This window comes from Brachyspira pulli (genome assembly GCF_036997785.1).
Taxonomy (GTDB): domain Bacteria; phylum Spirochaetota; class Brachyspiria; order Brachyspirales; family Brachyspiraceae; genus Brachyspira; species Brachyspira pulli.
The window spans coordinates 26,659-43,583 of sequence record NZ_JAWLQI010000003.1; the positions used below are offsets into that span (position 1 = coordinate 26,659).

At 27.5% G+C, this 16,925-nt stretch carries 13 protein-coding genes and 1 pseudogene; 8 read left to right on the top strand and 6 right to left on the bottom strand.

The genetic code is table 11. The features are described from left to right. Positions 1 to 24 precede the first annotated feature (24 nt). Positions 25 to 1,878, top strand: a complete 1,854-nt coding sequence (locus R4K56_RS01410) for a motility associated factor glycosyltransferase family protein (protein WP_335772636.1) — start codon at positions 25 to 27, stop codon at positions 1,876 to 1,878. A gap of 516 nt (positions 1,879 to 2,394) precedes the next feature. Here the strand turns inward: R4K56_RS01410 and R4K56_RS01415 are convergent. Continuing rightward, positions 2,395 to 3,015 carry a hypothetical protein gene (locus tag R4K56_RS01415; RefSeq protein ID WP_335786879.1) on the bottom strand — a complete coding sequence of 207 codons (621 nt, stop codon included), beginning with the start codon at positions 3,013 to 3,015 and terminating at the stop codon, positions 2,395 to 2,397. 645 nt (positions 3,016 to 3,660) lie between these two features. Between R4K56_RS01415 and R4K56_RS01420 the strand changes: the two genes are divergently transcribed. The 4 genes from R4K56_RS01420 to R4K56_RS01435 all read left to right on the top strand — a co-directional run bounded on the left by R4K56_RS01420 (position 3,661) and on the right by R4K56_RS01435 (position 7,424). After that, positions 3,661 to 5,040, top strand: a complete 1,380-nt coding sequence (locus R4K56_RS01420) for a hypothetical protein (RefSeq protein ID WP_335758866.1) — start codon at positions 3,661 to 3,663, stop codon at positions 5,038 to 5,040. Positions 5,041 to 5,501: 461 nt separating this feature from the next. Then, the gene (gene rpmE / locus R4K56_RS01425; protein WP_020004042.1) at positions 5,502 to 5,705 is read left to right on the top strand and encodes a 50S ribosomal protein L31; all 204 of its coding nucleotides are present in this window, start codon (positions 5,502 to 5,504) and stop codon (positions 5,703 to 5,705) included. A gap of 3 nt (positions 5,706 to 5,708) precedes the next feature. Beyond that, complete coding sequence (locus R4K56_RS01430; RefSeq protein WP_335773173.1) at positions 5,709 to 6,668, top strand: DNA-methyltransferase; 960 nt, start codon at positions 5,709 to 5,711, stop codon at positions 6,666 to 6,668. Between the two features lie 54 nt (positions 6,669 to 6,722). Then, entirely contained in the window at positions 6,723 to 7,424 is a 702-nt protein-coding gene (locus R4K56_RS01435) for a B3/B4 domain-containing protein (protein ID WP_335773174.1), read from the top strand. Positions 7,425 to 7,787: 363 nt separating this feature from the next. Here the strand turns inward: R4K56_RS01435 and R4K56_RS01440 are convergent, their stop codons facing one another. The 3 genes from R4K56_RS01440 to R4K56_RS01450 form a co-directional block, all read right to left on the bottom strand. Beyond that, positions 7,788 to 8,228: a hypothetical protein gene (locus tag R4K56_RS01440; RefSeq protein WP_335771740.1), complete on the bottom strand. Its 441-nt coding sequence runs from the start codon at positions 8,226 to 8,228 to the stop codon at positions 7,788 to 7,790. A 99-nt stretch (positions 8,229 to 8,327) separates the two neighbouring features. Next, positions 8,328 to 8,822 (bottom strand): hypothetical protein, encoded by a 495-nt coding sequence (locus R4K56_RS01445; RefSeq protein ID WP_335771741.1) that lies wholly within the window; start codon positions 8,820 to 8,822, stop codon positions 8,328 to 8,330. A 169-nt stretch (positions 8,823 to 8,991) separates the two neighbouring features. Then, positions 8,992 to 9,702: a hypothetical protein gene (locus R4K56_RS01450; protein WP_335771742.1), complete on the bottom strand. Its 711-nt coding sequence runs from the start codon at positions 9,700 to 9,702 to the stop codon at positions 8,992 to 8,994. A gap of 371 nt (positions 9,703 to 10,073) precedes the next feature. Here R4K56_RS01450 and R4K56_RS01455 point away from each other — a divergent pair. The 3 genes and pseudogenes from R4K56_RS01455 to R4K56_RS01465 all read left to right on the top strand — a co-directional run. Next, a pseudogene (locus R4K56_RS01455) lies at positions 10,074 to 10,289 on the top strand (efflux RND transporter permease subunit); the annotation flags it as partial. Between the two features lie 145 nt (positions 10,290 to 10,434). Next, positions 10,435 to 11,364, top strand: a complete 930-nt coding sequence (locus R4K56_RS01460; protein ID WP_335771744.1) for an Rpn family recombination-promoting nuclease/putative transposase — start codon at positions 10,435 to 10,437, stop codon at positions 11,362 to 11,364. A 346-nt stretch (positions 11,365 to 11,710) separates the two neighbouring features. Next, positions 11,711 to 14,842 (top strand): efflux RND transporter permease subunit, encoded by a 3,132-nt coding sequence (locus R4K56_RS01465; protein ID WP_335771745.1) that lies wholly within the window; start codon positions 11,711 to 11,713, stop codon positions 14,840 to 14,842. A 527-nt stretch (positions 14,843 to 15,369) separates the two neighbouring features. On the opposite strand, the gene R4K56_RS01470 is transcribed toward R4K56_RS01465, so the two are convergent. Both R4K56_RS01470 and R4K56_RS01475 read right to left on the bottom strand, forming a co-directional pair. Beyond that, entirely contained in the window at positions 15,370 to 16,413 is a 1,044-nt protein-coding gene (locus tag R4K56_RS01470; protein ID WP_335771746.1) for a sodium:solute symporter family protein, read from the bottom strand. Positions 16,414 to 16,554: 141 nt separating this feature from the next. Continuing rightward, entirely contained in the window at positions 16,555 to 16,791 is a 237-nt protein-coding gene (locus R4K56_RS01475) for a hypothetical protein (protein WP_335771747.1), read from the bottom strand. Positions 16,792 to 16,925: the final 134 nt, after the last annotated feature.

Here is a 16,925-nt window from a genome sequence, read left to right on the forward strand (position 1 = left end):
ATAAGAAGAAATTTATAATATATTATGAACGAAATTAGAAAAATCAATTTAGAAGCAATAAATAAAAACATAAAAGCATATCCATATAATTTTATTGATATGCTTGAACACTCTAAACAGTCAAACATTACTTTAGAAGTTATAGAAACAAAATCCCAAAAACCATCTGGTAAAGTTATAAAAAACGGAAAACAAATATTACTTCATAGTGCCTATGACCCTATAAAAGAGGCTAATACCTTAATAAAAGAAATTGAAAATGATGAAGAGCTGGATTTAGTGTTTGTATTTGGTATTGGAGCTGGTTATTTAGTTAATGCTGTTAGAAAATTGCATATACCTGTTGCTGTGATTGAGCCTTCTACAGATTTTTTTAATACATTAATAGATAATTTCAAATTAGATACTATATTAGAAAATAATAAAATCACTTTCTTTATAGGCGGAAATGATGATGAGGATATAGAGAAATTTATATCATTGACAACAACAAAAAAGGTGAAATTTTTTATTACTAGGTCTTATGCTACCCTATTTGCTGAGGAAGCATTACATTATCAATCTAAAGTATTATCTATAGTGGATAAAAAAATAATAAATATAAATACTATTTCAAGATTTGATAAACTTTGGGCTTATAATATAGCTTCTAATGTGGTAGAGATTGCCACACATTATGGTGTTAATAAATTCTTCAATAAATATAAAAACATACCTGCTGTTATAGTATCAGCTGGTCCTTCACTTGAAAAAAACATAAGAAAATTAAAAGAGATGAAAAATAAGGCGATTATAATAGCTGTTGATACTGCAATGAAGCCTTTATCATCGCATGGAATATCACCTCACTTTGTTATAACAATAGACCCTCAAAAGAAAAACTCTAAATATTTTAGAAATATACATTTTGAAGACACTGTATTAATTGCAGAATCTTCAGTTGATCATGAAGCAATAGAATCATTCAATGGAGCTGAATACTTTATAGATTCTATATTCCCTCTAGCTAAATATTTTATGAATCCTTTAGGAAGCAGAGGCGATATTACTATGGGCGGAAGCGTATCCACTGCTGCTTATGATTTTGCTATAAGAATAGGAGCTAATCCAATAATAATGGTAGGTTTAGATCTTTCTTTTCCTAATCATCAAACACATATAAAAGGAAGCTATCATGAAGAAAATTTCTTTACTGAAATAGGCAAACTTGATTCTTATGACAGCAGAATATATAAAGTACTTGTTGCTGGAAATTTAAGAGAAGAAAAGAATGTTTATGGTGAGAGTGTATTCACTGATTCAAGATTTGATATGTACAGAAACTGGTATGAATCTCAATGTGCAAACAATAAAAATGTAAAATTCTACAATGCCACAGAAGGCGGCGTTATAATAAAAGCAATGGAGAATATTACATTACAAGAACTCATTGATAAATTTGATGATATTAATATACAAATAGATAAAAATGATAGAAATACAGATGACAAAACAAAAATTCTCGAAAGCATAAAAAATGGATTAACAAAAATAGATAAAGAAATATTATCATTAAAGCCTTATGTTGATGATGCTATTAATTTATGCCATACAATTAATAATGATTTATCCAAAAACAGAAAAGTAGATAAACTCATTGCTAAATTAGATGAATCTGATGCAAAAATACTAACTATAAGTAAAGTAAATGAGTTTTTAGGTATTACTATGCAAAAAACAATTAAAATGATAACAGAAGGTTTTGATTTTAAAGATGATACAATGCATAAATCAATAATAAGCTCATTTAAATTGTATGAAGCTATGAAAGACAGTATTGATTTTAACCATTATATAATAGAGCGTGCATTGATAAAGATAAACAAAGAATTAGAATAAAACTTTTTACACGCACGCTTAGCTAAATTTTCAATATAATAAAAATTAGAATTCAAAACAAAATAATATTTTTAAACTTTGCTCACCGTGCGGTATATGCATTATAAATTTAAAAAAATCTAGGGCGGGCGTTAAAATTACTATAATAGCTAAAAAACAAATTTAAATTTCTATTTCGAAAGAAATTAATAAAGATAATGGGCAGGAAATTAGAGTAAAATTCAAAAGAAATTTTATTACATACCCCCACCCTTTAAAGTTTTAAGCTTTATTTTGTAATGAACATTTTATTTACGTTTATAGCTTATCAAGAAAAAGCACACCCACCCAAACGTTTTTTAAATTTGTAAGCTTTAACATCACGCGGTAAGCATAATTTAAATTTATAGTAAATGTTTAATTATTGATTGATTTTATTTTTAAAGCTAGTTCAACGCGTGGTAATATGACTTTATAGATAAAAAAACCTGTCCTAATAAAGTATTAAGACAGGCTTTTATTATTGATTGATTTAATTTATAGCTGCTTCCAAGTTCCGTCGTTGCTTCCAAGACTTAAAATTAATTTGAAACCGTCTGTCGCTACATAGCTTACAGCATCATCAAGCATATATCCGTTATTGTTAAGTTTTACAGTAATTGTAAGTGTTGCTTGCTTATTACTACTATCTTTAACACCTTTAGCACTAAAGAAAAAACCTGTTCCTTTAGCTTGCGAAAAAATAGCACTTTCAGCATTACTAACATACACACTTCCAGAAGCACTTGCAGCTGTAGCTGTAAATCCTGAAGTTTTATTTAGGGCAAACTTAGATAAATCAAATTTCCATACAGGGTTTTCGCTTACAACTAGATTTCCTTTTCCTGCATCGCCACTTTCTACATTTTTCATCGCTGTTTCTATATCAGATTGATTTATTATATCTATATTAGCAACATTTAATTTAGTTTCTGATGTAGCTGTTTTATTATCTGATGTTCTTGTGAATAAGAATGAGAATGTATATTCATATACTTGTCCAGCTGCTGCTGTTTTTACTTTTTCAATTCCTGATGCAGATAATACTATTCTTATCTCATTTGCTGTTGCTGATACTGTAGGAGTTAATACTTCAAAATCTGTAGGCTCTAATGACACGCTTCCAGATGCTGTAACAGGTGTAACTTTACTTATCTCAACTTTAGCCTCTGTACCTGGATAACATTTAATTTTTCCTTCTTTTGTGAAAGAAGTTTTTTCTGATGAAGTTCCTATTGTTTTGTTTGCCGGTTCTGGATAAGACTCAAAATTAACAGTAAATTCTCCTTGATTTGGATTTGTAGGTGAATCATTATTTCCTCCGCAGCTTACTGCAAATATTACTGCTGTGAGGCATAAAATGATATTAATTAGATTTTTTAATGTATTAATTTTTTTTATTTGTGCAATGCCAAAAGAAATATAATGTATTATTAAGTTATATAGATTGTATGGTAATTTTTTTGATATTTGTGATAGTTTTAATTGAGAGTTATGCTGTATGCTGTATGCTGTATGCTGTATGCTGTATGCTGTATGCTGTATGCTGTATGCTGTATGCTGTATGCATAATATTTACCTTTAAAAGTTTTTTATATATTCTAAATTATAAAGTAAAAATGTCAATAATTTGTCAAAATATATTTGATTAAATTATTGTTTTTATACAATTTATAATAAGAAAAATCATATATAATTTTTCTTATGTTATTTTATATTTTTTCCGATAAAGAACTATAGTAGTATTTTTTAAGGTAATGACGTATGAAACATAGAATATTATTACTTTTATTTATAATGAGCTTTTCTAGTATATTTGCTCAAAATGACAATTTTTTAGATACAATCATGCTAGATCAAATTAAAAGGGTTTATCCTAATGATAATGTAGTAGCACCATCAAGCTATGTTATCAGCATGAATTTTGATTTGAATAGATATAGATTAAATGAACCTATAACTATGGAAATAAAAATATATGCTAAAAAAGGAACAATAAGCTTTACAAACTCAGCAAATCCTTTTAATAATTACAGCTTTACAGTTTATGATAATTATAATAACCCTGTTGTATCTTCAGATAATTACACACTTTGGAAATATAAAAATGAAAGAACTTTAGATAATTCTAAAGACAGAGTTGTAACTTTGAATGAAGGCGAAAGTTTTTCATATTTCGTAGATTTGAATAATTGGTTCTATTTCGATAAAACAGGAAGATATAGAGTAGAATGCAGTTTTAACCCTATGCCGGAAATAAGTGATAATTTTTCTATGAAAGCAGATACTGCTTATTTCTTATTAGATGGAGTTAGAACTTATAATCAAAACAATAGTACTGCTAATTATAATGTTATAACTAATGTATCTGAATTAGAACAATTTTCACCTACAACTGTTATATCAAATACTTTATTCTCTATGAAAAATAAAGATTGGACAAATTATTTCAAATATATGCATATGCCTTCTATGATAAGCATAAGCCAAAGATATTATGAAACTTACAGAAATAATTACAGCAATACTTATCTTGAAGATTTTACAGATACTGGTGTTCGTCAAAAAGCTAGAAGATTAAGTTTTGAAGCATTTTTAAGAAATCAATTCTCTGATAATATAAGTGCTGAAATGCTTAGAACTAACTTTGGAAATAATTTCTTAAACAATTTAGAAATGGCTTATAAATCAAGCAATATAAGAGAACTTGCTATAAGATTTGATATTCTCTATAGAACTTCTCTACCTGAAGATAGAAAAGCTTTATTTGATGAGTTTAAAAAATATTTGGCATCAGCTTATGACAGACAAGTAAGAAATGCTTTTGTAGCAGAACTTCAAAGAGATATAATGTCTACTAAAGATGCTAAATTAAAAGCACATTATACAAGCGTACTTAATATGATAAAAAATGAATACGAACCGGCTGTTACTTATACATTATTAAACTATACTATTGATAAAGTAACTATTATTGAAGAATATGGCTTACCAAGAGCTGAAGTAGAAACAAGATTACATCACAGATACTTCAATGCTGATACTGGTGATGTATATGATCCTGTTGTAAAAAGAACTTTCGTTTTAAGACAAATGGGACAATATTGGTACATTGTAAACTATTATGATACAGTTGTAAATTAATTAAATTATAAAAATAAAATATAAAAAAGAAGTAAGTTTATAGTTATTATATTCTTACTTCTTTTTTTATACTTTAAATATTTTATTCACATACCCCGCCCTTTTATCCTTATTACCCCATTTTAAATTTTAGTTTATATTATCTTAATTATTTAATCAGAAATTTTAGTACCCACCCAAGTTTTATTTAAATTTAAAATATTTCTAACGCACGGTGAACAAAATTTATAATATAGTTGAATTTGAATTGCAAATAAATTCATATTTTTAGCTTTATTCTGCGTGCGGCAAATATTTAATTTTATTCAAATCATGTTATACTGTATTGAAATATAATAAAAAATAACTAAATCAATATTTATAATAAGTAGAATTTATTTTTATATACTATTGCAAAAATGATAAGTTTATTGTATAATATATACTTACGAAGAATTATATACTTTAATGGAGAATAACAAATGAAAAAAGATATACACCCACAATATTTTGAAACAGATGTAAACTGTGCTTGTGGTGCTAATTTTAAAATTCACTCAGTACAGAAAAGTTTACACGTTGATATTTGCCATAATTGCCACCCTTTCTTTACTGGTAAGCAGAAAATTCTTGATACTGCTGGTAGAGTAGATAAATTCAAAAAACGTTATGGTTTGAAAAAGTAATTTATGGATCGACGACGTTCGTCTAAGAATAAAACTATAATTTTAGATGAAAATGATGTTCAAAGCTTTTCTCAGCGTTTAGTAAATTTGAAAGAAAAAACAAGTCTTGAATTTATTATTAACAAGACAATATGTGATGATTTTTTTAAGTCTATAGAATATCTCCCGGATAATTTTATAGACTTAACTATTATAGACCCGCCATATAATTTAAATAAAGATTTCGGCAATCTTAATTTTAGAAAGAAATCTGATGATGATTATCTTCAATATATAGATTCTTTTATAAGTTTGATTATACCTCATTTAAAAAAAACAGCGTCCATATATGTTTGCTGCGATTTATTCTCCAGTGCTGCTGTTTATGATGTACTCAATAAATATTTTATAGTAAGAAATAGAATCACTTGGCAGAGAGAAAAAGGCAGAGGAGCTAAATTTAATTGGAAAAATTCTCTTGAAGATGTATGGTTTGCCACTGTATCTAATGAATATTATTTTAATATAGAAGCAGTGAAAATGAAAAGAAGAGTTATAGCACCATACAGAGAAGAAGGAAAGCCAAAAGATTGGGAAGAAACTCAAGAAGGTAAATTTAGATTAACTCACCCTTCTAATTTTTGGGACGATATTAGTGTACCTTATTGGTCTATGTCAGAAAATACCACTCACCCTACCCAAAAACCTGAAAAGTTAATTGCAAAATTAATACTTGCAAGCTCCAAAGAAAATGATATAGTTTTTGATCCGTTTTGCGGAAGCGGAACTACTCCTGTTGTTGCAAATAAATTAAATAGAAAATATGTATCTATAGAAATGGATAAATATTATGCTGCACTTACAGAGTATAGACTGGAAAGATCTCATACAAATAAAACTATACAAGGTTTTATGGACGGAGTATTCTGGGAAAGAAATACATATTCATATATTAAATCTTTAATTAAAAAAAGCGATAAATAAAAACATTTGATAAAAAAGAAATTAATCTAATAATTTTATGTTAGGAGTTCGTAAATGAAATTCATTATAGAAAATAAAGTATTTGAAACTTTAAATGATATGTGTGTTGCTGTTATAATTGCAAAAGAAATAGACAATAGCAAAAAAATAGATGAAATTTCTTCTATGCTTAAAGATAGTATAACAAATGCTGAAAAAGACTTTGAAAATATAAAAGTAAAAGAAAGCGAATATATAAAATGCTACAGAGAAGCTTTTCAAAAACTTAATATTAATCCTAATAAATTTATGTGTTCTATAGAGGCACTTCTTACTAGAATATCAAAAAAGAAAGGTATGCCTGAAATAAATGCAGTAGTAGATTTAGTAAATGCAGTATCTATCAAATATAAACTTCCAATGGGAGCTCATGATTTGGATTCTATGAAAGAAGATTTTTATATAAGATACTCTGTTAATGGTGATATATTTCTTCCATTTGGAGAAACTAATACAGAAGAAGTTGATAATAATGAATTAGTATATGTTACTTCCAATGATGTAAGAACAAGAAGATGGATATGGAGACAAAGCGAACATGGAAAAATTATTGAAACTTCTTCAAATATAATATTTCCAATAGATGCTTTCATTGGCATTAATGATGATAAGGCTATTAAGGCAAGAGATGAATTGAGTGAGTTATTATCAAAATTTTTCAACTGCGAAATAAAAACAGGTTTAATAGACGCTAAAAATAATTATATAGAATTTTAATTAATTTAAGCTCAATAATTAAACAACTATATTTTTTTTATATATGGGGCTTTGCCCCATACCCCACTTCTTTTGTTGCCACAAAGAAGCAAAAAGGCTATATTTTAGCTTAAATTGATAATTTATATTACATGTAAAACATTTTTTGTATGATTTAGTACTAATTTTATCCTTGCACTTTCGCGAAGCGTATCCGAGCCTGTCGAGGATATAAGGTTCTTTGACGAAGTCCGCAGAGCGTATGCGGCGGGAAAAAGAACAACAAAAAAATTGGCAAACTTAAAAATTTTTAGTATATACTCAATAATTAAACAACTATATTTTTATACAAAATATAGTTGTTTATATAGCTTATATTATAAATTAATTTTGGGTATTAGTAGCATTATATTCTTCAATCCATTCCTGCATAGCTGTGATATTAGTATTATATTTTTTTGTAAGCTCATCATTATAATAGAATTTTACATCTTCCCCATTAATAACAGCATTAAGAGTATTTCCTTCTAATTTGAAATTGAAATCCTGATTTCCAAAAAACTCCATAGTGTATACAGCTTCATTTTTACTTTTTATTTCTTTTACAGAAGTTGTTGCTAAAGTAATTAATGAACCTACAGGATCAATCACAGTTTTTTCATCTCCCACTAGAACTCTGTCAGCTATAAATAATATAGATTGACTTTTAGTATTAGTATAAAATTTATTTCCTACATTTTTAAACCAACTGTCGTCTTTGCTTTGACAAGAAATAAATGTTATTGTTAATATTGAAAATATTATTATTAATAATTTAGATTTCATTGTATATTTTCTCCTTATTAATTTTTTTAGTTATAAGGTCTGTTTATATAAAACAAACCTTATAAAAATATGGCATTAACCCCTATAAATAGCTAATTGTTATTCTCTAAATTTAGGATTATGTTTTAAAGTACCTTTTACAAAATAAATATCCTTTTCTATTATTAGATGAGCATTTATATAAAGTTCAGCCCCTTGATATCTAAAAGTTGAAGTTTTAAATAAAATAGGAGTATCACTATTTAAAGCATACATTACTGCTTGTATAGAAAATTCTGATGAAGAAACCTCAACTATATTTTTTGCTTCTATTTCAGAATTGATATTCAAATTAAATAAAGGTAATTTAATAAGTAAAGAACCTTTATTTCTGTATGTATTTCTTGAACCCAAAACGCTCATTTGTGTTTGTCCTAAAGAATCGCCGTTTTTAGTTACTTCCACAAAACCCACACAAAATCTATCGCCCCAACTTTTATTGATTCCAGTACCATATTCAGGCACCATAATAGAATTATTTTGAGCATAAGAAATTTGAGAAAATAAAAATATGAAAGATAAAGCAAAAATAAAGTGCAAATTTATTTTGTTCATCATTAACCCTTTTTAAAATTTATGCTTGTTTTTTATATTAAAACCCATTATTTATTACTATTAAAAATCAAAGGGCTTTACTTGGCGTGGATAAGTAAAACCCTTTTTCGATAAAGAATTATTAAAAAAATATAAGTCTAATCTCAATATAATTGACAGTAATTATTTATCATTTGTTATTAGGATCTATTACATTACCTTCTACAGGAATAGGAGTTACAGTATTAGCTACTTCAATTCTTCTTATATCATTACCTTCCTTTGGTATTGTATAAGTTATTGTTGTAGTTTTACCATCTTTTTTTTCTTTTGTAGTTTTTGTAAATGTAATATCACTATTCATAGTTATAAAATTATGATTAAATTGTATTCCTGTAGTTTTTAATTCAACATATTCTAATTTTTCATCTGTATCATTTATAAGATAAACGGCATGTATATCCACTCCGCTATAATTATTATCTCTTATATTTTTTGGAAGTACTCTTATAACATCTGATGTAAATCCTAAATCTTTTAATTTAGGCATTTTTATTAATATACCGCCTACATATTCACCGTTTAAATTTGGCTCATCATATTTACTTCCATCAGCAACACTTAACTGAAATTCATTTTCAGTAGTAAAAGTAATTTTTTGACCATCAGCCATTAAGATAATTGGTTTTCCATCCTCAGGAGCATATTTATACTGTCTATAACTACTCTTTGTACCTTCACCATCTTGTATACCAGTTGGAAGTCCAGATGTAGGAGGTGTAGTACCGCCGCCATTATCTACGTTATCACCAGGTCCTGTTTTGTCCTTAGAAGAACAGCTTACAGTCAAAAGACCTGCTACAAAAAGTGTAAAAAGAATTGTTTTGATTTTTTTGTTCATAGTTAGAACTCCTTATAAAATATTTATTTATTAACATTTTGTGATGTTAATATATTCTCACTAAACCAAAATTAAACCAAATATGCGATTTTCTTTAAATGTATTATTACATTTAAATACAAATTTAAATGTAATTAAGAATTTATTTTATTATAAAGCATACTATACAAAAGTCAACATTCTTTTAGATTTTTTTTAATAAATAAAGTCTTTTAGATTTTTGATAATAAACTCTAATTTACATAACACAAATCATACTAAATCTAATATTTTTGAAAAATTTAAAACTTTTTAAAACATTATTCGTCTAATATGCTATAATAGAAAATTATCTATTATAGAAATAAGAATTAAGAAAACAGTTTGATTATATGAAAACAATAATAGAATTAGTTGTAAAAAGACCCGTAACTATACTTATGGTTATAGTTTCAATATTGATATTGGGGCTTATTAGTTTATCAAGACTTTCAATAGACTTCATGCCAAGTATGCAAGTACCTTATATAAGCATACATACAAGATATAATAATGCTGGACCTGAAGAAATAGAAAAATCAATTACAAAAATTGTTGAGGGTGCTGTGTAGCACACAGAGTGGTCACTCGTGTACTTCGTAAGGGCAAAGCCCTGCAAATATTTTAAATTAAAAAATTAATTTTTGACAAACTATATTTGTTTAGGTATATACAAAACTTTACTTTTATAATTATTTTTTGTATAATATCATTATGAAGAGAAAATGTATTAATGTTTTAAATGATTATTTTATGAGATATTTATTTTCATCTAAAGACAGTAATTTGATATTATTAGATTTTATTAATTCTATAATGCTTGATTCTAACATGAAAACTTTTAGAAGTGTAGAGATTTTAACACCTTTTAACTATAAAGAAAATTATGAAGACAAAGAGACTATTGCAGATGTTAAATGCATAACTCAAAATGGCACAGTTGTTATAATAGAAATACAGCTGCAAGGTAATTCAAGATTTCCAGAACGAATATTATATTATTGGGCATCTAACTACAGTAAGCTATTAAAACATGGTGAAAAATACGATGCTCTAACTCCAGTAATTAGTATTAATCTTCTTAATTTCAATTTAGATGATAATGATAATGTACACTCTTGCTATATGATTTACGACACAAATAACAAGAGATTGCTTACAGATCATTTACAAATACATATAATAGAATTAAGGAAGTTTAAATATAATCTTCTTGAACCTGATTTAAATTGCTGGATTAAATTTTTCACTATGAAAGAAAAAGATAATAAGGAGCTTATAATGTCAGAATTAGTAAAAGAAAAACCTATAATGGAAGAAGTACAAAAAAGATATAATAATTTTATTAAAGACAGACTTATGATGAATGAATACGATAAAAGACAGGCATATCTATATGGCAATCAAATAATGCTGGAAGAAGAAAGAAGATTAGGCATTGAAGAAGGTATTAGACAAGGTATAGAGAAAGGTATAGAACAAGGTATAGAGAAAGGTATAGAACAAGGTATAGAACAAGGTATAGAACAAGGTAAAAAGGAACAGCAAATATCTATAGCTAAAAGTTTCAAAAATGCAGGTATAGATATGAAAATTATAAGCGAAAATACAGGCTTAAGTATAGAAGAAATAAAAAAATTATGAGTTATTACAGTGTAACTTTATGTGTATATTAAGTAAATAATTTTTTATGAAATAAATAAAGAAACATAAAAACTGCAGTAGAATTTTTATATAATAAACAATTGTGTTTTATTAATTTTTGATAAATCTAATTATGACTTATAAATACTATAAAATAAATCATATTTTTTATTTAGTGTACAAATCTAGTAAAAACAAATCTAATGTATAATTTTTATAGGATTGGCATAACAGCCGTTTTTTGAATTTAAAACTTTTTTTACATTTTATCGTCTAATATGATATAATAACTAAATACACATTATGTTATTAAAAAGATAAAAAATAAAAATTAAGAAATTGTTTTATGAGTAAATTAATAGAGATAGTTGTAAAAAGACCCGTAACTATACTTATGGTGATAGTTTCAATACTTATATTAGGGCTTATTAGTTTATCAAGACTTTCAATAGACTTCATGCCAAGTATGCAAGTGCCTTATGTAAGCATACATACAAGATATAATAATGCAGGACCTGAAGAAATAGAAAAATCAATTACAAAAATTGTTGAGGGTGCTGTGGCTACCGTTAATAATATAAAAAATATAACATCAACTTCAAGAGAAAACTCATCAAATGTATTAATAGAATTTAACTGGGGTACAGATTTAACCGATGCCGCCGAAGATATAAGAGAGGCTTTAGAACAAGTTATAGACTTACTTCCTGATAATGCGGATAAACCTGTAATAATAAAATTTAATATGGACGATACATCATTAATGGAAGTTGCTATTTATGGTATTGATGATCAAGCCGCTTTATATAATATTGCCGACAATCAAATAGCGCCTCAAATAAAGCAGGCTAAAGGTGTAGCTCAGGCTGAAGTATTAGGCGGATTAAAAAGTCAAATAAAAATAGATGTCAATTTAAATAGATTAAAAGCATATAATATAAATATTAATGAAATAGCTTCTGCACTTGCAAGAGATAATAAAACTATAGTTGGAGGACAAGCTGATCAAGGATTTTATAAATACACTATCAGAACTATGGGAGAATTAACCAGTATCGACGACATTAAAAATACTGCTGTTACTTTAAAAAGTGATGGTGAAAATAAATCAATAATAAAGATACAAGATTTAGCGGAAGTTTATCAAGGATATGATGATGATGTTAATATAATAAGAGTTAATGGTGAAAATTCCATATCAATAGCTGTAAGCAAAGAATCCGGAGCTAATACAGTTGAAGTTTCCAAAAATGTAATAAAGAATCTTGAAGAATACAATTTTCCTGACGGCGTAAAATATCAAATAATGTTTAATACTGCCGACAGTATAAACGAAGCTATAGCAGGTGTACTTGACGCTGCTTGGCAGGGAGGACTTTTTGCTGTTATTGTACTTATGATTTATATGTGGAATATAAGAACCGTATCTATAATAGCAATATCAATACCTCTTTCTATAATAGTCACTTTTACGCTTATGTATTTTATGAAAATTACTTTAAATGTTATTTCTCTTTCTGGGCTTGTACTTGGAATAGGAATGATGGTTGATAATTCTATTGTTGTACTTGAAAATATATTTTACTACAGAAATAATGGATTTGGAAAATATTCTTCTGCTGTTATTGGAACTTCAAAAGTATCTCTTGCTATTTCAGCTTCTACTTTCACTACTATTGCTGTATTTTTACCATTTCTTTATCTTGAAGGTATGGTAAGTCAAATATTTAGAGATTTATGTATTACAGTTACAATATCAATGATAGCTTCTTTATTAGTTGCTCTTTTAATAGTACCTATGTTTGGAGCCAGACTCGTTACAAATAAAAAATTAAAATTCTTAGCAAAATTAGAATCTTTAACAAATAAATATATACATAACAATATAATTAATATTTACAATAAACTTTTAACTTTCGCCATAAGAAGAAAAAAGACTGTATTAATACCATCTATGTTATTAGTATTTGCCATAATTATATTAGGATTAAAATTCATAGGAAAAGAAGGATTTCCAAGAACTGATGAAGGTCAGTTTATGATAAATGTAACTATGCCTATAGGTACAAAATATGAACAAACTGAATCATTTGTTAAATTAATGGAAAATGATATAAAAGAAATAGTAAAAGACGATTTGCAAAGACTTCAATCAAGGATAAGAAAAGGAGATGAAGCTAACAGTGCAAATATAAGAGTGCAGTTAAAACCTAAAAATGCAGGAAGAACAGGAGATATAAATTATTATTCTGAAAAAACCAGAGAAAAACTTCAATTATATCCTGCAAAAATAAATGTAAGAATATTAGGTTCAATGTCAAGCTCAAGCGGAGGAGAAGCTATAAGAATAGAAATGCTTGGAGATGATGTTGAACAGGCAAAAGAACTTGGAAACAGAATAGTAAGTGCAATATCAAATATAGAAGGAATAAGAGGGGCAATGGTAGATATTGATGAATCAAACAGAGAACTTCAAGTTTATGTTAATAGGAATATAGCTGCCAAAATGGGACTAAAAATCAATGATGTTGCTAGAATTATAAATACAAGTTTTGCAGGAAGAACTGCCACTACAATAACACCGGAAAATTCTGATTTTACCGATGTAGATGTTAATGTTCAATTAGAAAATATTGACAAAGTGACAATTGAAGATGTTGAAAAAATAAGCATACCAGTTAAAGGAGTTTTAATACCTTTATCCTCAATAGCTGATATAGTAAAAAGTTACGGCCCAAACAGAATAGAAAGAAAAGATAGAAAAAGATTTACTGTTGTAATAGCAAGCACCTATGGAAGGCCTTTAAATGAAATAATAGCCGAAGTAAAAAATAATATAGATAAAGATGTATTCATACCAAATGGAATATCAGTAAATTACGGCGGTGATTTTGAAGACATGAACGAAGCATTTGGTCAATTAATACAAACTTTGATTTTAGCTTTAGTTTTAGTTTATGCTATAATGGCTAGTCAATTTGAATCTTTAATAGCTCCTTTTGTGATAGCATTTGCAATTCCTTTTGGTTTTGCTGGTTCGCTTCTTGCTTTATTTATAACCAATACAACATTAAGTGCCTACAGTGCTATTGGCTGTATAGTTTTGATTGGAATTGTTGTTAATAATGGAATAGTACTTATCGATTATATGAATCAGCTTATGCATGAAAAGCATATTAATGGAGATGAATCTGCATTACTTGCCGGAAAGAGAAGATTAAGACCTGTACTTATGACTACTCTTACAACAATACTAGGAATACTTCCTATGGCTCTTGGTATTGGAAGCGGAAATGAAATGTATAAGCCTTTAGCTATTGCATTACTTGGAGGACTTTCAGTGTCTACCATATTCACTTTGATAATAGTTCCTACTATATATGCAGCTATAAGAAATAAAATACCTCTTAAAGATTATGATAAAAAAGACAGAGATAGTGCTAATGATTTTGCTTTGAATAATGCTTTACATAATTAAACGCACGCAAAATAAAATTAAAAATATTATTCAATCAATAATCATAATTTAAACAAAATAAAAAAATACATTTACCGTGCGTTAAATAATTTTTTAAAGTTAATAAAAACTTGGGCGGGTATGCTTTGACTGTTTTAGTATTATAAAAAAATAAAATTATAATATCTAAAATAGCAGAAAATCTTAAAGGGCGGGATTTAAAATAATTTTTTTTATTATTGTTATGCTCGTCGACGAAGTCCACCTTGCGAAGCATGAGGTGTCGCCTGCATTAAGCTAGTGAGTAAACTCACTAGCTGGCTTCGACTCGCTTTTATATTTAAATTCTAGTTTTAAAAAATTATTATTTTTTTTATTATTGTTATGCTCGTCTACACCGCAAGATAAATAAAACTATATTATTTAGCTGATTTATAATTCTAATTTTATTATCAAAAAAATAATCAATTAACCGTGCGTTAAATAAAAGCGTATAAAAGATTTATATATTTTTCTATACGCTTTTTTATTATATATTTATTTTTTTATTATTTAGCTTCTTCAGTATCTGAAGCATCTGGCTTAGGCTGTATTATAGCAGAAAGAACTAAGAGTACTACTAAGCTTGCAACTATACCAGGTATTATAGGGTCAACACCAAATAAGTTAATATTTTTATTGTATTGGAAGAATATTGTAACAACACTTCCGGCTATTAACGAACCCATACTTGCAACCGCTGAAAGTTTTTTGTTTGTATAGTTACCAAATAAATATGGTATAAATACTCCGGCAGCTCTCAAACTAAATGAGAACATCAATATTGTTATTAAGTTTGAAGCCTTGAAAGCTATAAACATAGATATAAGTCCTACTGCAATCATACATGCTCTTCCAAGGAAAAGTAATTGTTTATCAGCGGCATTTTTATTAATGTATTTTTTGTATATATCATTTGTAGCTATTACAGACACTGCAAGCATATCAGAGTCAGCTGATGACATAGTAGCTGATATTAATGCTGAGAATAATAAACCAACTATTACAGGAGGCATTGTATGTATAGCAAGTACAGGAAGTATATATCTAGTACCTTCAGAAGTAAGAAGTCCGTCTTTAACAACACTAGAAGCAATAAAACCTAAAAATGCTGGGAATAAAGAATATAATATACATACCAATCCGCCGACTAAAGAACCTATCATTAAAGATTTAGAATCCCTAGCAGAAAAGAATCTCTGACTAATTTCAGGGCCTACAGAATAAGAAGCGATATACATTATAGTTAATGATATTATAGTAGGCCAGCCCATACCAGCAGTAAAAGATTTCTGTGCTGGCGTTAAATTTGCAACTACATGTTCAAAACCGCCTGCATAATTCAAAGCAAAAGGTATAGCAACTAAACTACCTATAAATACTAATGAACCTTGAATTAAATCTGTAAAAGCAACTCCCCAAAGTCCGCCCATAGAAGAATAAGCAGTAACTACTATTGTAACAATTACTACTGATAATTTATAATTCCAACCAGTCATAACAGTTAATATACTTGCTGAAGCTATTATTTGAGCGGCTGTTATACCTATCATAGGAAGCCCATTATAATAGAAGTAACTAATGCATTTGCTTTACCATATCTTTTATAAAAATATTCTGATACAGTAGTAACATTGCATTTCTGAATCTTTGAGCTAAAAATGCTAAAACAAGATATGCAATAGAAGCTGTTATTACATACCAAATGCAGAAAGTCCCCATTTACCGAAAGCTTGTTCTGCTAATCCTAATGAAGTACCTCCTCCAATATTTGTAGCAGCCAAAGTTCCTGCCAAAAGTACAGGGCCTAAATTCCTTCCAGCCAATGCAAAATCGTTGCTGTTGCTGATTTTTTTACTGGAATATACTCCTATAAGAAGCATAGCTACCAAATATAGAACTACTATGATTATTACTATAGTTCCGCCCATATAAAACTCCTTAAATATTTATTTATTCAGTATATAAGTATAATTCTTTTTTTACAAAAAAAAACATATTTTTAATAAAAAATACAAAAAAATTTAGATATTGTTTTATAATTACAATATTTTTGTATTGATAT